Raw genomic sequence first — 17,387 nt, 5'->3', positions numbered from 1 at the left:
GAGCCGTTGGCGGGGGAGAGGGGGCGGCCGGGGCGAACGGAGAAGGCGGCAGCCGTCGGTCTCGTCCTTGCGGCCGTCGCGACGTTCGTGTGGTCCGGCAGCTTCGTCGCCTCCCGCGCCCTTCACGACTCCGTCCCGCCCGTGCAGGCCGCGTTCTGGCGCTGGGTTGTGGCGATCGTCGCCGTGGCCCCCTTCGCGGCCCGCGAGGCCTGGCGCCAACGTGCGCTGCTGCGACGCCACTTGGGGTTCGTGACCCTGGCCGCCCTCCTCGGCGTAACCGTCTACAACACCCTCGTCAACCAGGCCGGGCTTTCCACCTCCGCAGGCAACATGGGCATGATCATGGCCGCCTCGCCAGTCCTGATGGCCCTCTACGAACGCCTGGGCGGCGCCCGCCTCGGTGCCCGCCGCACCGTCGGCATGCTGGTGGCCTGTGCCGGGGTGCTGCTGCTCGTCAGCAAGGGGTCGACGGCCATGAACTTCGCCGCCGGCGACCTGTGGATGCTGGCGGCGGCGGTCTGCTTCGGTTCGTACAGCGCGCTCCTGCGCCGCAAGCCGATCGAGATCGGCGGACTGGCTTTTCTCTTCAGTACGTTCGTGCTCGGCGCGCTGATGCTGTTGCCGGCGTACGTCGTGAGCCTGACCCTCCAGGGCGGCTTCGAGCCGACGGCGGGAACCGTCGGCCCTCTTGTCTACGTGGGCGTCTTCTCCTCGGCGGTGGCCTTCTTCGCCTGGAACAAGGCGATCGCGCTGATCGGCGCGGCGAGGGCGGGCGTCATCTACTACCTCCAGCCGGTGTGCGTGGCCCTGCTCTCCTTCGCCCTGCTGGGCGAGGCGACGGGCCCGATGCAGATCGTGTGCATGGCGCTGATCCTGGGCGGAGTGATGCTGGGTGCGGGCCGTGGCGGGACGCGGTGAGCGGCGGGGCGGTGCCCGGCGGCGGGGCAGGGTGAGCGGCGGGACGGGGTGGCCGGCCGGGTGATGGGTGGGGTAACGGACCGGGTGAAGCGTGGGGTGACGGGCCGGGTGGCGGCCACGGACCGGGATAGATTCCGTCCCATGATCGAGTGGGACATCAAGAAGCTGCGGATCCTGCGGACCTTGCGGGACCGGGGGACAGTGACCGCGACGGCCGAGGCGTTGCTGATGACGCCGTCGGCCGTTTCGCAGCAACTGTCGAACCTCGGCAAGCAGCTCGGCGTACCCCTGCTGGAGGCGCACGGGCGGCGGGTACGTCTCACGGATGCGGCCCACTTGGTGCTGCGGCACGCGGAAGCGGTCTTCGCGCAACTGGAGCAGGCGGACGCGGAGTTGACCGGCTACGTGCGCGGGGAGGCGGGGGAGGTGAGGGTCGGGGCGTTCTCAACCGCTGTGCCGGCGCTGGTGGTGCCGGCGGTGCAGCGGCTGCGTACGACACATCCCGCGCTGGAGGTACGAGTACGGGAGGCGGAGGCGGCGGAGGCGTACGAACTGCTGGCGAGCGGGGCGGTGGACCTGGCGCTGTCGCTGGCGGCGCACGCGCCGACTGCCCGAGACCCCAAGCTGGCCCGCGTACCGCTGCTGGCGGACCCGCTGGACGTGGCGCTCCCGGCGGGGCATCCACTGGCGGCGGCGCCGGGGCTGAGGCTGGCGGACCTCTCGGGCGAGCCGTGGATCTTCGGCGGGAGCGGGCCGTGGTCGGAGATCACGCGCCACGCGTGCGAGGCGGCGGGCTTCGTACCGGAGCAGGCGCACAGCGCCGCCGGCTGGACGGCGATCCTGGCCATGGTCGAGGCAGGGATGGGCGTGGCGCTGGTCCCGCGGATGGCGGCGGCGGAGCGGCGTACGGGGGTGGTGATGCGGGTCCTGAGCGCGGACCAGCCCCAGCGCCACGTGGTGGCGGCGGTACGCCGAGGCGCGGAAGCGGGCCCGGCGGTGGCCCGCGTGCTGTCGGCCCTGCGCGAGGTGGCAGCGGCACGGCTGCCGTAACGGGGGTTGGTAACCAAGGCTTGCTTCTGGGGGTTTCGGGTCGTTCCCGAGGCTCCAGGGTCGGTGGGCCGGACCGGCGCGTCAAGGGCGCTCCCTTCGGTCGCGTCGCTGCGCGAGATCCCTTCGGGCTCCCCTTGACCCGCCGCCCCGGCCCACCGCTATCGCTTGTACGGGGACGGCTCTATCGCAGATGCGAGCAACGCCCCGGGCCCCTCAACGCTCCCTCCGCCCAGGCCCCCGGCGGGCCATCACTCCCGGCCCTCACCACCACCCGCCCCCGACAATTCGGCTTTGCTTCAAAGCTTGTTGAGAAACTTTCGATAGACCTGACTGGTGCCTCGATGTGAGAGTCGATGCATGACGACGACCGCGGTGACCGACGCTCCCCTCCAAGACCCGCACGCCAACGACGCCGCCCCGTATGGGGGAGGCGACCCGTACGCCGACTACCGGGGTGGGGACTTTCCCTTCACCGAGCTGGTCGATCTGGCCGACCGGCGTCTCGGGGCCGGGGTCATCGCCGCCAACGACGAGTTCTTTGCCGAGCGCGAGAACCTCCTCGTCCGAGAGCGCGCCGTCTTCGACCCGGAGCACTTCGGGCACAAGGGCAAGATCATGGACGGCTGGGAGACCCGCCGCCGACGCGGCGTCGACGGGGCGCACCCCTTCCCGGCGCCCGACGACCACGACTGGGCCATCGTCCGCCTCGGCGCCCCCGGCGTCATCCGCGGCATCATCGTCGACACCGCCCACTTCCGCGGCAACTACCCGCAGCGCGTGAGCATCCAGGCCGCCGCGGTGGAGGGATCGCCGAGCCCCGAACAGCTGCTCGCCGCCGATGTGAAGTGGGAGGAGATCGTTCCGGTGACGCCCGTGCGCGGCCACGCCGCCAACGGGTTCGAGATCACCAGCGAGCGCCGCTACACGCACATCCGGCTCTGCCAGCACCCCGACGGCGGCGTCGCCCGCCTTCGCGTGCACGGCGAAGTCGTGCCCGACCCCGAGTGGCTGGACCTTCTCGGGACTGTCGACCTCGTCTCCGTACTCAACGGGGGTGTGTACGAAGACGCGTCCGACAAGTTCTACTCCTCGCCTACGCAGATCATCCTGCCGGGGACTTCGCGCAAGATGGACGACGGGTGGGAGAACCGGCGCCGCCGTGTTCGGGACACCAACGACTGGGTGCGGTTCCGCCTCGTCGCGCAGGGCGCCATCCGCGCCGTCGAGATCGACACGGCGTACCTCAAGGGCAACTCGGCCGGCTGGATCGCGCTCAGCGGGCGCAACGGCGAGACCGGTGAGTGGTTCGAGATCATTCCACGGACCAAGCTTCAGCCGGACACGCTGCACCGGTTCAAGCTTCCCGCGCAGGCTGTCGCCACTCACGTACGCCTCGACGCCTTTCCTGACGGCGGCGTCGCCCGGATGCGGCTGCATGGGGCGCTCACTGAGCAGGGGGCGGCCGAACTCCGGGCGCGGTACGAGGCCGCGGCCGGCCAGTAGTCACGGCCGGTCCGGTTGTCCCACCCGGTCCAGTTGTCCCGGCCGGTAGGACCCGGCCAGCAGACCCCCGCCCGGCGGACGGCAGCGACACAGCGCCCGGCCGTCGGGCGGTTTCAACCGGTGGATGAGAGGGCGCCCCTGCGCGTATGCAGGGGCGCCCTCTCGTGCGCGTCGGCGCGGGGCGCCTGCGGCGGGCTTTCTCCTACCCGCCCCTTCCCGAAACCGGCAGGCCCCGGACCCCGGACGCCCTCCGGGCGTGTCCTCAAACGCCGGACGGGCTGGAGTTCGCCGGGGGAGGGACGAGCGAGGTGCGGACGAGCGATGGCAGCTCGTCCGGATTCCGGGCGAGGTTCGAGGCCCGGCCCGGTGGCTCGCCCGGCGCCCGGACCGGTGGCCGCCCCCGACGCCGAGACCGGACCAGGGCCCCCGCCGCGCCCCTACCCCGCCGCCGCGTCCGCCGCCTGGGCCCTCAGCGCGCGCTCGATGCCCGCCCGCGACTCCAGCACCAAGCGGCGCAGCGCCGCCGTCGGGTCTGCCGTTGCCAGCCACTCGTCCGTCGCGTCCAGCGTCGCCTGTGACACCTGGACCGCCGGGTACAGGCCGACCGCGATCTGCTGCGCCATCTCGTGGCTGCGCGACTCCCAGATCGACTTGACCGCCGCGAAGTACTTCTCCGAGTACGGCGCCAGCAGCTCACGCTGGGCGGCGTCCGTCTGGACGAAGCCGCTGATCACCGCCTCCTGCGTGGAGTTCGGGAGCGTGTCGGACTCGATCACCGACGCCCACGCCTCCGCCTTCGCCTCGTCCGTCGGCCGCGCCGCCCGCGCCGACGCCGCGTGCAGCTCGCCCGCCGACGTCTTGTCGCGCTCCAGCTCCGCCGCGATCGTCTTCTCGTCCGCGCGGCCGGTCGCCGCGAGCCGTCCGACGAACGCCCAGCGCATCTCGGTGTCCACGGCCAGCCCGTCCACCGTCTCCGTGCCGTCCAGCAGGCCCTGGAGCAGGTCCAGTTGGTCCGCCGTACGGGCGGTCGCCGCGAACGCGCGCGCCCACGCCACCTGGTGGTCGCTGCCCGGCTCGGCGGCGCGCAGGTGTTCCAGCGTCGCCTCCGTCCAGCGCGCCAGGCCCGTCTCGCGCCAGTCCGGCGCCGCGTACAGGTCCAGCGCGAGCTTCGCCTGGCGGTGGAGGGACTGGACTACGCCGATGTCCGACTCCTTGCCGATGCCCGACAGGACCAGCGCGAGGTAGTCGCGGGTGGCAAGTTCGCCGTCGCGCGTCATGTCCCACGCGGCCGACCAGCACAGCGCGCGCGGCAGCGACTCGGTGAAGTCACCGATGTGCGCCGTGACGGTGGCCAGCGACTCCGCGTCGAGGCGCACCTTCGCGTACGACAGGTCGTCGTCGTTGAGCAGGATCACCGCAGGGCGGGGGGTGTTCGCGGGGAAGGGGACTTCCGTGAGCTCGGCCGCGTCGATGTCCAGCTCGATCCGGCTCGTACGGACCAGCTTGCCGGCGTCGCCGTCCAGGTCGTAGCAGCCGACCGCGATCCGGTGCGGGCGAAGTGTGGAGTTCCCCTTCGCGCCGGCGGGGAGTGCGGGCGCCTCCTGCCGTACCGCGAACGACGTGACGTTGCCGGCCGCGTCCGTCTCGATCTCCGGGCGCAGGATGTTGATACCGGCCGTCTCCAGCCACGCCTTCGACCAGGTCTTGAGGTCGCGGCCGGACGTCTTCTCCAGTGCCCCGAGCAGGTCGGGCAGGCGCGTGTTGCCGAAGGCGTGCGCCTTGAAGTACGCCTGTACGCCCCGGAAGAACTCGTCCTGGCCGACGTACGCGACGAGCTGCTTCAGCACGGAAGCGCCCTTGGCGTACGTAATGCCGTCGAAGTTGACCAGCACGTCGTCCAGGTCGCGGATCTCGGCCATGATCGGGTGTGTGGAGGGCAGCTGGTCCTGGCGGTACGCCCAGGTCTTCTCGGCGTTCGCGAACGTCGTCCACGAGTGCGGCCACTTCGAGCCCGGCGCGTACGCCTGGCAGGCGACCGACGTGTACGTGGCGAACGACTCGTTCAGCCACAGGTCGTTCCACCACTCCATGGTGACCAGGTCGCCGAACCACATGTGCGCCAGCTCGTGCAGGATGGTCTCGGCGCGCCGCTCGTACGCCGCGTCCGTCGTCCGTGAGCGGAAGATGTACTGGTCGCGGATGGTCACCGCGCCCGCGTTCTCCATCGCGCCCGCGTTGAACTCCGGCACGAAGAGCTGGTCGTACTTCGCGAAGGGGTACGCGTAGTCGAACTTCTCCTGGAACCAGTCGAAGCCCTGCCGCGTAACGTCGAAGATCGCGTCCGCGTCCAGGAACTCGGCGAGCGACGGGCGGCAGTAGATGCCCAGCGGCACGCTCTGGCCGTTCTCGTTCTCGTACGAGCTGTGGACGGCGTGGTACGGGCCGACGATCAGTGCGGTGATGTACGTCGAGATGCGCGGCGTCGGCTCGAAGACCCAGATGTCGTCCTTCGGCGCCTCGGGCGTCGGGGAGTTCGAAATCACCGTCCAGCCGGACGGGGCCTTCACCGTGAACTGGAACGTCGCCTTCAGGTCCGGCTGCTCGAACGAGGCGAAGACGCGGCGGGCGTCCGGGACCTCGAACTGCGTGTAGAGGTACGCCTGCTGGTCGACCGGGTCCACGAAGCGGTGCAGGCCCTCGCCCGTGTTCGTGTACGCGCAGTCGGCGACGACCTTCAGTTCGTTCGCGCCGGCCTGGAGGTGCTTGAGGGTGATGCGTGAGTCCCGGAAGACGGCGGCGACGTCGAGCGGCTTCCCGTTCAGCACGACCTTGTGCACGGCGGGCGCCACCAGGTCGATGAAGGTCTGCGCGTCGGCCTCGGCGGACTCGAAACGCACGGTGGTCGCGGACCGGAAGGTGCCGCCCTCCTGCGCGCCGCTCAGGTCGAGCTCGATCTCGTACGCGTCAACGGTGAGCAGGCTCGCCCGCTGCTGGGCCTCTTCGCGGGTCAGGTTCGTGCCAGGCACCCGGTCATCTCCTCGGTATGTGTCGTTTTCCGCCATCCTTCCACGCCAGTCCTGTAATGGCTGCTGAGTATGCTCGCAGCTGACTCGGCCCAGCAGCGCGTTGTCCGGAATCCGCCAGTGCGGCGCACTCGCCGCACCGATTCTGGTCGTATGACGACCACGACGTACACCGCACGCCCCATCGAGCCCTCCGCGCTCAAGCAGCTCCGCGACATCGACGATTCGGGTCGCGGCTGCGTTCCGTACGCCGACGACGAGGGCGGCGCGCCGCTGCGCTGCTGCCTGCGGCTCAGCGAGCGCGGCGAGCGCATCGCGCTCGTGTCCTATGCGCCGCTGCGCCGGTGGGCGGCCGAGACGTGGGCCCGGCCCGGGGCGTACGACGAACAGGGGCCCGTCTTCATCCACGCCGAGGAGTGCGAGGGACCGGACCCGGCGGCTGACGGCTACCCCTTCGCCCGGGCCGGCGCCCTGCGCACCGTGCGCCGCTACAGCGCCGACGGGCGGATCGTCGGCGGCCGGTTGATGGAGATCCCGGCCGACACGACGGCCGGCTTCGACGCCGCGTTCGGCGAGGCCTTCGCCGACCCCGGGGTGGCGCTCGTGCACGTCAGGGCCGTCGAGTACGGCTGCTTCCACTTCGAGGTACGCAGGCCCGGGCCCAGGCCCTGACCCACGTCCGGCCGCTGAGGAACGGCATGCACAGGACTAGTCAACTACCCGGGGCTAGAGTCCCGGGCTTGCACAACGCAGCATCACTGGCGGTGATGCTGCGTTTGCGGTCAGCCGTACTCCGTGGTCGGGGTACGGCAGGGGCCGTTGACGGGGCCCCGCGTCGCCACAACGTCCGTGCGCGGGCGTGGATGTTGCGGGAGCCGTTGCGGTCTGCGTGATCAACGAATCCGCAGGACCGGCATACGAACCGTGCTTGTGAGACGCGGTTCGCCTTGTCGATGTGCCCGCATTCGGCGCAGGTGCGGGAGGTGTACGCCGGATCGACGTGCACAACCGGTACTCCGGCGCGGTGGGCTTTGTACGCGATGAACTCTGCGAGCTGGGCAAACGCCCAGGAGTGGAAGGTGGCCCGTTGGGGCTTGCGAAGCCGTACCCGCTCGCGGATGCCCGTCAGATCCTCCAGGGCGATTCCGCGACCGGTGCGTTCTGCCTCGGCCACCACATGCTTCGCGATCTTGTGGTTGATGTCCTTCGCCCGCCGTGCCTCTTTGCGGCGCCGTTTCTTCAGGCGTCGCCCGGCGGACGGTGTGTTCTTCTTCTGCAGCTTCTGCCGCAGGCCGCGTTCACGGACCCGTACCCGGTTGAGTGCGCGTCCGGCCATGATCTGGCCGTCGGAGGTGGTGGCGATGTTCACGATCCCCAGGTCGATTCCCAGGAAGTCCACCGGATCTGCGTTCGGCTCGGCCTCGGGGACCTCGCAGGTGGCCATGAGGAACCACATGCCGTCCCGGTACAGCAGATCCGACTCGCCCCGCCGATACAGGGCCAGGGCGGCCAGCTGCTCGGGTGAGGCGGTGAAGGCGACCTGCTTCGTCCTGCCGGACGTGGTCCAGATCGACACCGTGCGCTCGGCGATCTGCCAGGACAGCATCCTGTCGTCGTACGGCTGCCCGCCCCAGGGCCGGAAAGCGAGCGGCTTGTCGACCGCTCGGCGGTAGCGCTTCGAGCCTGGCCTGCCGTAGTTTCCGGCCCTCAGATTCGCCGTCAGCGTTGCGTAGGCGTCGCAGGTCTTCTTGATGGCATGCTGGGCGGCCTGCGCGCCCAGTCCCCAACGCGCCTTGACCTGCTCGTAGGTGTGCTTGCGCAGGGCATAGTTCTTGAACTCGCCTCGCTCGAAAGCGACCTCGCTCACCCACGTGGCGGCCTCGTTGTAAGCGCGCAGGGTCGTTTCAAGTGCCGTCGCCTGCATGGGCGTCGGCAGCAGCTTGACCTGCACCACCAGCTTCACGATCACCGAACGTACACACCCGTACGACCACCCACCACACGTTCCCCACGGTTCACCCCATCGAGTGAACCCGTCCAACTTCGTCCGCACTTGGCGGGGTGTGGGCCGTCGCGGCGGGGCTCGCCGTGCGGCTGGTGCGCGAGGAGGGCGTGGGCCGGGCCACCGCCATGATCCTCAGCGACATCGCGGTGGCGTCCGTCGCCGGGGTGCCGACCGGGACGCTGATGGGGGGAGCTGGCCGGGTAGCGCTGGGCCTTCGTCGCCATGGGCGTCTTCTCGCTCGCGGTGGCCGCACTGCTGGCGGTGCTGGTACCGGTGACCGGGCATTTCGCGGCGTACACCTATGTGCGCCCGGCCCTGGAGCGCGTACCGGACATCGGCGCGGGCCTGATCAGCGGGTTGCTGCTGGTGTACGGGACCGCCGGGATCGCCGGAAACTTCCTCGGCGGCGCGGCCGCCGCCCGCGACCCCCGGCGGACGCTGCTGGTGATCTCGGCGGTGCTCGGCGTGACGGTCCTGCTGGCGGCAGGGGTGGGCGGCGGCTCGGCCGTGGCCGCGGCGGCGCTGCTCGTGGTGTGGGGGCTGGCGTACGGCGGAGTGTCGGTCAGCGCCCAGAACTGGCTGATGGCGGCCGCACCCACGCGGCGCGAGGCGGCGTCGGCGCTCTTCGCCGGGGTGTTCAACGCCGCGATCGCCCTCGGCGCGCTGCTCGGCGGCCGGGCCGCGGACCGCTACGGCGTGCCCGGCCCGCTGTGGCTCGGGGGCGCGCTGGCGCTGGTCGGGATGGTGGCGGTCGTGGCGGCCGGGCGTACGCGTACGACAGTGGGGCGGGACTCCGCAGAGTCCCGCCCCACCACCCGCGACGACGTAGAGGACCTGGACGACCTGGACGACCTGGACGACGTAACGGAAAGGGTCAGGCCTTGAGCTCGGCCGCGACCAGCTCCGCGATCTGCACGGCGTTGAGCGCCGCGCCCTTGCGGAGGTTGTCGCCGGAGAGGAACAGCGCCAGGCCGTTCTCGGCGGTCTCGTCGCTACGGATACGGCCGACGTACGACACGTCCTTGCCGGCGGCCTGGAGCGGCGTCGGGATCTCGGACAGGGCGACGCCCGGGGCCCCGGCGAGCAGCTCGGTCGCGCGCTCCACGCTCAGCGGACGCTCGAAACGGACGTTGACCTGGAGCGAGTGGCCGGAGAACACCGGGACGCGCACGCAGGTGCCGGAGACCTTGAGCTCGGGGATCTCCAGGATCTTGCGGGACTCGTTGCGGAGCTTCTGCTCCTCGTCGGTCTCGAAGGAACCGTCGTCGACGATCGAGCCGGCCAGCGGCAGCACGTTGAAGGCGATGGGGCGCTTGTAGACGCCGGGCTCCGGGAAGTCCACGGCGTCGCCGCTGTGGGTGAGCTCGGCGGCGTGGTCGACAACCTTCTTGACCTGGCCGTCGAGCTCGGCGACACCGGCCAGACCCGAGCCGGACACGGCCTGGTAGGTGGTGGCGATGAGAGCGGTCAGGCCCGCCTCGGCGTGCAGCGGCTTGAGAACCGGCATCGCGGCCATCGTGGTGCAGTTCGGGTTGGCGATGATGCCCTTGGGGCGGGTCGCCACCGCGTGCGGGTTGACCTCGGAGACGACCAGCGGCACCTCGGGGTCGCGGCGCCAGGCGGAGGAGTTGTCGATCACGACCGCGCCCTGCGAGGCGACCTTCTCGGCCAGCGCCTTGGAAGTCGCGCCACCGGCCGAGAAGAGGACGATGTCCAGGCCGGTGTAGTCGGCCGTCGACGCGTCCTCGACCGTGATGTCCTTGCCCTGCCACTCGATCGTGGAGCCCGCGGAACGGGCGGAGGCGAAGAGGCGAAGCTCGTCGGCCGGGAACTTCCGCTCGGCCAGAATGGTGCGCATGACTGTGCCGACCTGACCGGTGGCTCCGACGATTCCGACCCTCACGAGGACTCCTTCGTACGTACGAGCGTGCTGCTGGGGGCTTGACCTGGTGCTGTCCATAATGCGTATGTCCCGGGTCGCCTTGTCCAATCCATTGTCCGGCCTCTGGACCGGGTGACGGCCGTCACTGCGCTCTCACCGCGCCCTCACCGCACCTCCAGGCTCCATGGACCGCTGGTCCTGATCTGCAGGAAGCCGGAGGGGAACGTGTGCAGCCCGGGGGAGGTGGTGATCCGCCGTACCGGCTCCAGGCGCTCGTCGAGAGCCCACACGGCGGGCAGGTCCAGGAGGCCCCGGGGTTCGTGCGTGAGCATCATCTCGGCTTCGGGACCGGTATTGCGTACGACGGTGTAGCCCTTCCCCGAGACCTTCGTCGGGACCTTCCCCGAGCCGGTCATGCCGAAGGCCCCGAAAACCGGGGCGCTCGCGGCGGCCATCGGCTCGATCTTCCAGCCGGTGGCCCCGGCAGCGGTGACCACGACATAGCAGTGGCCCGCCTCCGTCACCCAGATCGGACCGACGACCGGGCGGCGCCTGCCGTAGGTTTCGGCGGACATCCCCTTCCTGCCGTGGGCCTGGACGGTACCGGTGCGCAGCCGGTCGGAGTCGGACGTCGTACGGCGCAGGCCGAGCAGCGCCGGCGGCCCGTCGTAGCGGAAAACCGTGCTGCCGATGCCCTGCGCCGGGCCGGTGAGCGCCGGAGCCTGGTCCATGGGGAGCAGGCGCAGTGACCAGTCGACGGCGTAGTCGAACCGCAGCCGCATCTCGGGCTCCCCCTTGCGGAAGAGGAGGGTGCGGCCCTGCGCGCCGTTCTCGTCGCCGGACAGGAAGGGCTCCTCGTCGTCGTACTCGTCGACGATCTTGACCTGGTAGCCGGAGATCGTGCCCTCGCTCGCGATCGCGTACTCGAGAACGGCGGGACGGCCCGGGTTCGGGTTGGTGAGGGTGACCGTGCTCGCGCCGCGGCCCTGGTGGACTCCCGTGGCCCGGGCGACGGCCGGGTCGACGATGGGGAGGGCGCGGGGGGTGAGCGACCAGGGGCCGTCCGCCTCAACGGTGATCACCAGGGGGCCGGTCGTGAGGGGAACGGTCTGCCGCAGCCGGCCGGTCTCGTTGACGAGGAGATCGCTGCGGTCGTTGAACTTGGCGGCGGTCGCGCAGCTGCTTACGCCGAAGTAGCCGTCTCCGTCCTCGTCGCCCGCGAATTCGACGTCGAGGTCGGCCACCGGGCCGGTGTAGACGAGGACTTCCGGTCCGAAGCCGCTGATTCCCCCGGTCATGTCGCGTGCGACGGAGAGCGGCTGGACCATCAGCGTCCAGTCGTTGTCCGCCCCGATCTTCAGCCGCAGCGGGCGGTCGGGGCGGTTCTGGATGAGCGCCCGGCCGCGGAAGGTGGTGATGGTGGTGTTGAACACCAGCTCGTCGTCCTTGTTGCGGCGGTCGAGCGTCTCGACGCAGAAGTAGCCGTCCTCCTCGTGCCAGGCCTCGATGATCACCGGGCCGGGGGGAATGGGCGCGTCGACGGTGACGACGTCGTTGCCGTGGCCGCGGCGCACGAAGGAGGGGAACTGGGGGCCGAAGGTGTGGGGCACGCGGTCCTGGACGGGTACGGCGTTCTGGACGGGCGTGGGCACGGCGTATTGGGCGGGCGTGGGCACGGCGTCCTGGACGACGGGTGCGCGTGCGTACACGGGTGCTTGCGCGGCAGCCGGTGCCGGTGCGGGTGGGGGTGCGAATGCGGGCATGGGCGCCGGCACCGCGTCAGCCGGGGCCTGGACCTGGACCTGGACCTGGGCCTGGGCCTGGGCCTGGGCAGCCTCACCCCCGTCGACCGCGATGCCGAAGTCGGTCGCGAGCCCGGCCAGCCCGGACGCGTAACCCTGCCCGACCGCGCGGAACTTCCAGCCGCTGTCGCGCCGGTACAACTCGCCGATGACGAAGGCGGTCTCGGTCGTCGCGTCGTCCACCGCGTAGAGGGTGACCGGCACTCCGGCGCCGGTGAGGACCTGGACGTACAGCCCGGGTACGGAGCCGAAGACCCCGCCGTCGCAGGAACCGGCTATCAGCACCCGCTGCACCTCGGGTTCGACGCGCGGCAGATCGATCTCCAGCCACTCGGCGAGCTGGCCGTTGGCCTCGTTCGTGCCCAAGTGCCGTGCCGTGCCCGACGGGTGATGCGGCTGGTTGTAGAAGACCAGGTCCGCGTCGCCGCGTACCTTGCCGTTCGCGTCCAGCAGGAGGGCCGATGCGTCCACGACCGGGGCCCCGGCGACGTTCTGGCGGCAGACTGCCACGCGGAGAAGTTCGCTGGGCACAGGGGTGTTGGCCCCCTTGGTGATGTGCGTCATGGGGACCATGGTGACAGTGAAGATGATGTGAAGTCGATGTGCAGTTCGAATTATTGCGGGGCGGATTCCGACGGAATGCGGAGGGGCGGGCGCCTGTGCGGGCGCCCGCCCCTCCTCCATAACTCACATTACTGTGAACGGTGTTACGGCGTGACCTTCTCGATCTGCGCGCTGCCAAAGCCCGCGACCGTGCCACGTGCGTTCACCAGCTGCACCTCGCCGAAGAAGCGCCGGCCCTCGGGGGCCGCTGCGGCCACCAGGACCTCGGCCTTGACCTGCGCCGAAGCGCCGTTGGCCAGCTTCACGACCTGCGCGTCGTCGACCTTGACCTGGCCGAGCGACGGCGCGAAGTACACATCGCGGTAGTTGTACTCGGTGCCGGCGGCGCCGACCGCGTAACCGTCCACCTCGATGGTGTACGTACCGGCTGCGGGCTTGATGAGGCTCACCGCCTCCTCCGAGTCGCCGTCCGCGGCCTGACCGACCACCGCGGTGCCCTTCTTGACCGTCAGGTCGAGGTCGGCGGTGGCGTCGGAGACTCCGCCGATGGCGACGTCGAAGCGCTCGACGCCCTCACCGATGGTGACCGTGGTGGTCTGCGTCTCGCCCTGCTTGATGCTCGGGCGCGCGTCCTTCGAGGAGCCGAGCGAGCCGCCCTTCAGCTTGCCGTCCATCGCGGCGAAGGCGTTGGTGACCTTCCACTCGACCGGGGCCGGTGTACCGGTCTTGGCCTCGGGGATGGTCTGCACGGCCGGGTCGAAGGCGGCGCCGAGCACCGACACGTCCAGCTTGTACGGGTTGTCGAGCAGCGGCGACGTGCGGCGCGACTCGATCTCGACCTCCCAGACACCGGCCTGCGGGTTCGCGTACGAACGCAGGTCCGGGCGGCAGGTGTTGGCCGGGTTCGTGTAGTTCGGGTAGCAGACGATCGACGACGTGGAGTCGACCGGGACGCCGTACGGGTGGATCGCGATGAACCGGGTCTGGCTGTCCTTCGCGAGACCGCCGAGCGCGACCTCGAGGGACTTCGCGCCCTCGGGGACGTTGATGAAGTACGACTTGCTGCTGTTGCGCTGCACGGAAGCGGAGTCCGAGAACGTGTACGAGGGCTTCACCAGGTCCTTGGACACGACCACGGTCGCGAGGATCTGCTTGTCGATGCCCTCGGTGTCCTCGTCGTCCACTTCGAGCGTGGCGCTGTGCACACCGGCGGAGCCGGGCTTGGCCTGCACCTTGACGGTGACCGGCTTGTTGAGCGGCAGGTCGACGTCGCCGTCACCGAGGAGACGGAACGTGCCGTCGTTGTACTTCCAGTCCAGCTCGTGCTCGATCGCGCGGTCCGGGCCGCTCGTACGCGTAATGGTCACGTCGTACGTCTTCTTCTGCCCGGCCTTCAGGCCGCCCTCACGGTCGTAGACACCGGTGCCGAAGCCCGGCGTCTTGAGGTTCTGGTCGAGCGCGGTGTCGACCGGTGCCTTCACGGCGTAGTCGTGGGCGGTCGCGCCGTCCTCGATCGCGTCCCAGGCGTCCACGATGTTGATCAGGCCGGAGCCCTGCTCGTGCGCCTGCGTGCCGCTGATCTTGTCGGCGGTGCTGGTCAGCGCGGTGCGCAGCTCGACCGGCGTCAGGCTGATCTTCTCCTGCTTGGCGGCCGAGAGCAGCAGCGCGCTCGCACCCGCGGCCTGCGGCGAGGCCATCGACGTACCCTGCAGCATCGAGTAGCCGGCCGGGAGCTTGTAGCCGGCCTCGGCGACCGGGCCGCCGGGCGACCAGGTCTGGGTGGTGTTGATCGACGATCCGGGCGCGGAGATGGTCGGCGTGAAGCCGCCGTCCTCGCGCGGGCCGCGGGAGGAGAACGGCATCATGGCGTACCGCTTCTCCACGACCGAGCCGTAGTTGGCGGCCCAGGTCTCCTTGGATATGGACGCGCCGACCGAGACGACCTTGTCGGCGAGGGACGGGTCACCGATGGTGTTGGTGCCGGGGCCGCTGTTGCCGGCCGAGACGACCAGCTGCACGCCGTACGTGTCGATGAGACGCGTGTAGAGCTGGGCGCGCGCGTTGTTGCCGTCGTTCAGGGTCGGCAGGCCGCCGATCGACATGTTGACGATGTCGACACCGCGCTTGGTGACGAGGTCGATCATGCCTTCGGTGAGCGCGATGTTGGTGCAGCCGCCGCTCCAGGTGCAGGCGCGCGAGGAGACCAGCTTGGCGCCGGGGGCGGCGCCGTTCATGCGGCCGCCGAAGAGGCTGTTGGCGGCGGTGATGCCGGCGACGTGCGTGCCGTGCGAGCCCTCGATGACGCCGATGTTGACGAAGTCCGACTTGGCGCCGGCCGCGTTGTAGACGACGTCCTTGCGGACCTCGGCGACGAACGGGATCTGCTCGATGACCTCGGTCGCCGGGTCGTCCTTGCCGAAGTACCGGACCTGGTGCCCGTCCTTGTACGGCTTCATCGCCTCTTCGCCACCGAAGTCGGCGTCGTTGTCGAGGTCGACGCGGATCGTGCCGGAGGCGGCGTCGTACAGCACGCCCCACACGTCGGTGGTGTCACCGTCGCGGTTCAGGTCGCCGTTCATGTCGCCACCCTTGGTGGCGGCTTCGGCGAAGTTCCGGAACATGTACGAGCCGGCGGGAGCCGAGTAGGTACGGCTGCCGACGGTGAACGTCGGGCCGGTCACGGCGTCTTTCATCTGCAGCCAGGTGCCGTCACCGTCGGCGACCGGGTCGGTGGCTGTCACCCAGTCGACGATCTTGCGCTCGCCGGTGGTGGTCTTCTGGAGCGCCGGGTGCCCGACGTCGACACCCGAGTCGAGTATGCCGATGGTGACCCCGCGGCCGTCGGCCTTGGGGTTGTCCTTCACGAACTCGACGGCGCCCGTCTCGAAGGACGGGTTGTACGGGTTATTCGCGGGCGTCTGCTTCCCGGGGCCGGCGTAGGTGCCGGTGGCGGCGGTTTCCGCACTCTTGCTCCGATCGCCCGCCGGCGTCGGGTCGTCCAGCAGGATCTCCTGCTTGAGGTCGATGCCGTGGACGGAGGAGAGCTTCGTGGCGGCCTTGATGGCCGCGTCCGCCTTGTCGGTGGGCAGGGTGGCCCGTACGTATCCGAGCTTGTCGTCCGTGCGGCCGACCAGGCCGCCCTGTACGGAGTCGAGCTGCTGCGCGACCTGCTCGGTGGCGCCGGGCGCGGTGGCGACCATCAGCGTGACGCTCTTCGCGCCGTCGGCCTCGGCCTCCGCGAGGAGCTGCGCGTCGGCGGAACCAAGCTTCGCGGCGGCGGACTTGGCGGGCGTCGTCACCCACGGGTCGTCGGCGCCGGCTGCCGAGGCGGGCAGCGGTGCGGCCGCACACAGCGCGGCGACCAGACCGGCGGCGAGCGCTATGCGGGCCGCGGGTCTGGCCCTGGATATGGAGCCGGATGATTCGAGGGTCATGGGCTTCCCTGTATGTGAAAGAAGGAGTCCGGAATACGGTGCCGGATGACCGCTCAGCCTTGCCTAAGTGATGGTTGTTTGGGGAGAGTTGTCGGGAACGGAATACGGTCGTGGCACACATCCGCCACCGCGCGGTATGCGCCACTGGGATCAAATCCCTAGATACCGGACGGCTTGTCGGTGTCACCCCGTAACCTCAGCCAATGAACCGAGAGCTGAGGGTGGCGGCCTACGTCGTGTGCGTGCGGGAGGGGCGGGTGCTCCTGGCCCGCTGGGTTGCGCCCGACGGCGCGAAGCGGTGGACGCTGCCGGGTGGGGGCATGGACCACGGCGAGGATCCGTACGACACGGTGATCCGCGAGGTGGAGGAGGAGACGGGCTACGCCGTCGAACCGGTCCGGCTGCTCGGCGTGGACTCCGTCACCCGCCGCTACCCACGCAGGCTCGGCACGTTCGCCGACTTCCAGGGCCTGCGCGTGGTGTACGAGGGCCACATCACCGGTGGCGAACTCCGCCACGAGACCACCGGATCGACGGACTTGGCAGCCTGGCACCCCCTGGAGACCGTGCCCCGCCTCGACCACGTCGAGCTGGTCGATACGGGAATGGAACTGTGGCGGACGAGGCCCGCGGTGGGGAGGGTGGCGTTGCCGGGGCGGTGAACGGGGGTGCGGGCCGGGTTGCCTGCGGCGGGCTGGATGCGCTGCCGCACCGCTTCAGCCCCTCCGGCGTTTGAGGAGCGGGGTCTGGGGCAGCGCCCCTCACGCGGCGGAGCCGCAAAGTGTCACAGCGGGAAGGGGCGGTAGGGGAACAGCGCCGCAGGCAACCCGCACCGCCCCGCACCCACAGCGCCCCGCGCACCGCACCCCACGCACGCCCCCGCGGTGATCCCTGTTCGGTGATCGGTGTTGCGCGTTGCGGAGCCGTTAACGCGCAGGCCATCCCCGGTGTCAACGATCCAGTGGGGCAAGGGGTTCCACTGGTTCCCACCAGTGGTCCACCCCCTGCCCGGCCGATGCGATCGCACCCCGGGGAGACCGCGCCATGTCACGCCTACGCTCCGCAGCCGAAGCCGCCCTCGACCGCCGTTCGTTCCTCGCCGCGACCGGAGCAGTCGGCATTTCCGCCGGCATCGGGCTCGCGCTCCGCCCGGAGCACGCCGCCCAGGCCGCACCACCCTCCGTCGCCCCGGCGGCCCCGGCGGCC

Annotated in this window: 12 protein-coding genes; 7 read left to right on the top strand and 5 right to left on the bottom strand. The window is 70.4% G+C overall.

The features are described 5' to 3' along the window. The first annotated feature begins 6 nt into the window (after positions 1 to 6). From J7E89_RS15190 to alc, 3 genes are all read left to right on the top strand, one after another. A complete protein-coding gene (locus tag J7E89_RS15190) occupies positions 7 to 918 on the top strand; it encodes a DMT family transporter (RefSeq protein WP_251060582.1) in 912 nt (303 codons plus the stop codon). Between the two features lie 141 nt (positions 919 to 1,059). Further along, entirely contained in the window at positions 1,060 to 1,968 is a 909-nt protein-coding gene (locus J7E89_RS15185) for a LysR family transcriptional regulator (protein WP_214973792.1), read from the top strand. A 357-nt stretch (positions 1,969 to 2,325) separates the two neighbouring features. Further along, positions 2,326 to 3,471, top strand: coding sequence for an allantoicase (gene alc / locus J7E89_RS15180; RefSeq protein ID WP_214973790.1), 1,146 nt, complete (start codon positions 2,326 to 2,328; stop codon positions 3,469 to 3,471). A gap of 437 nt (positions 3,472 to 3,908) precedes the next feature. Here the strand turns inward: alc and pepN are convergent, their stop codons facing one another. Further along, positions 3,909 to 6,497, bottom strand: coding sequence for an aminopeptidase N (pepN, locus tag J7E89_RS15175; protein ID WP_214973788.1), 2,589 nt, complete (start codon positions 6,495 to 6,497; stop codon positions 3,909 to 3,911). A gap of 150 nt (positions 6,498 to 6,647) precedes the next feature. On the opposite strand from pepN, the gene J7E89_RS15170 reads away from it, so the two are divergent. Further along, a complete protein-coding gene (locus J7E89_RS15170) occupies positions 6,648 to 7,166 on the top strand; it encodes a DUF1203 domain-containing protein (RefSeq protein ID WP_214973786.1) in 519 nt (172 codons plus the stop codon). A 40-nt stretch (positions 7,167 to 7,206) separates the two neighbouring features. Here the strand turns inward: J7E89_RS15170 and J7E89_RS15165 are convergent, their stop codons facing one another. Next, positions 7,207 to 8,457, bottom strand: coding sequence for an RNA-guided endonuclease TnpB family protein (locus J7E89_RS15165; RefSeq protein WP_214973784.1), 1,251 nt, complete (start codon positions 8,455 to 8,457; stop codon positions 7,207 to 7,209). Between the two features lie 264 nt (positions 8,458 to 8,721). Between J7E89_RS15165 and J7E89_RS15160 the strand changes: the two genes are divergently transcribed. Continuing rightward, positions 8,722 to 9,384, top strand: coding sequence for an MFS transporter (locus J7E89_RS15160; RefSeq protein WP_214973782.1), 663 nt, complete (start codon positions 8,722 to 8,724; stop codon positions 9,382 to 9,384). Here J7E89_RS15160 and J7E89_RS15155 read toward each other — a convergent pair. From J7E89_RS15155 to J7E89_RS15145, 3 genes are all read right to left on the bottom strand, one after another. Then, positions 9,374 to 10,402: an aspartate-semialdehyde dehydrogenase gene (locus tag J7E89_RS15155; RefSeq protein WP_214973779.1), complete on the bottom strand. Its 1,029-nt coding sequence runs from the start codon at positions 10,400 to 10,402 to the stop codon at positions 9,374 to 9,376. The two genes, J7E89_RS15160 and J7E89_RS15155, sit on opposite strands and share 11 nt — an antisense overlap. A gap of 143 nt (positions 10,403 to 10,545) precedes the next feature. Then, entirely contained in the window at positions 10,546 to 12,747 is a 2,202-nt protein-coding gene (locus tag J7E89_RS15150; RefSeq protein WP_214973777.1) for a TerD family protein, read from the bottom strand. Positions 12,748 to 12,890: 143 nt separating this feature from the next. After that, a complete protein-coding gene (locus J7E89_RS15145; RefSeq protein ID WP_214973775.1) occupies positions 12,891 to 16,181 on the bottom strand; it encodes a S8 family serine peptidase in 3,291 nt (1,096 codons plus the stop codon). A gap of 203 nt (positions 16,182 to 16,384) precedes the next feature. Between J7E89_RS15145 and J7E89_RS15140 the strand changes: the two genes are divergently transcribed. Together J7E89_RS15140 and J7E89_RS15135 are read left to right on the top strand one after the other, a co-directional pair. After that, complete coding sequence (locus J7E89_RS15140; RefSeq protein WP_214973773.1) at positions 16,385 to 16,843, top strand: NUDIX hydrolase; 459 nt, start codon at positions 16,385 to 16,387, stop codon at positions 16,841 to 16,843. 382 nt (positions 16,844 to 17,225) lie between these two features. Continuing rightward, positions 17,226 to 17,387 (top strand): twin-arginine translocation signal domain-containing protein (locus tag J7E89_RS15135; protein WP_214973829.1); only part of this gene is annotated, 162 nt, incomplete at its 3' end.

It is taken from the genome of Streptomyces sp. ISL-100 (assembly GCF_018614615.1).
GTDB lineage: Bacteria > Actinomycetota > Actinomycetes > Streptomycetales > Streptomycetaceae > Streptomyces.
This window is presented reverse-complemented; position numbering and strand designations above follow the sequence as displayed.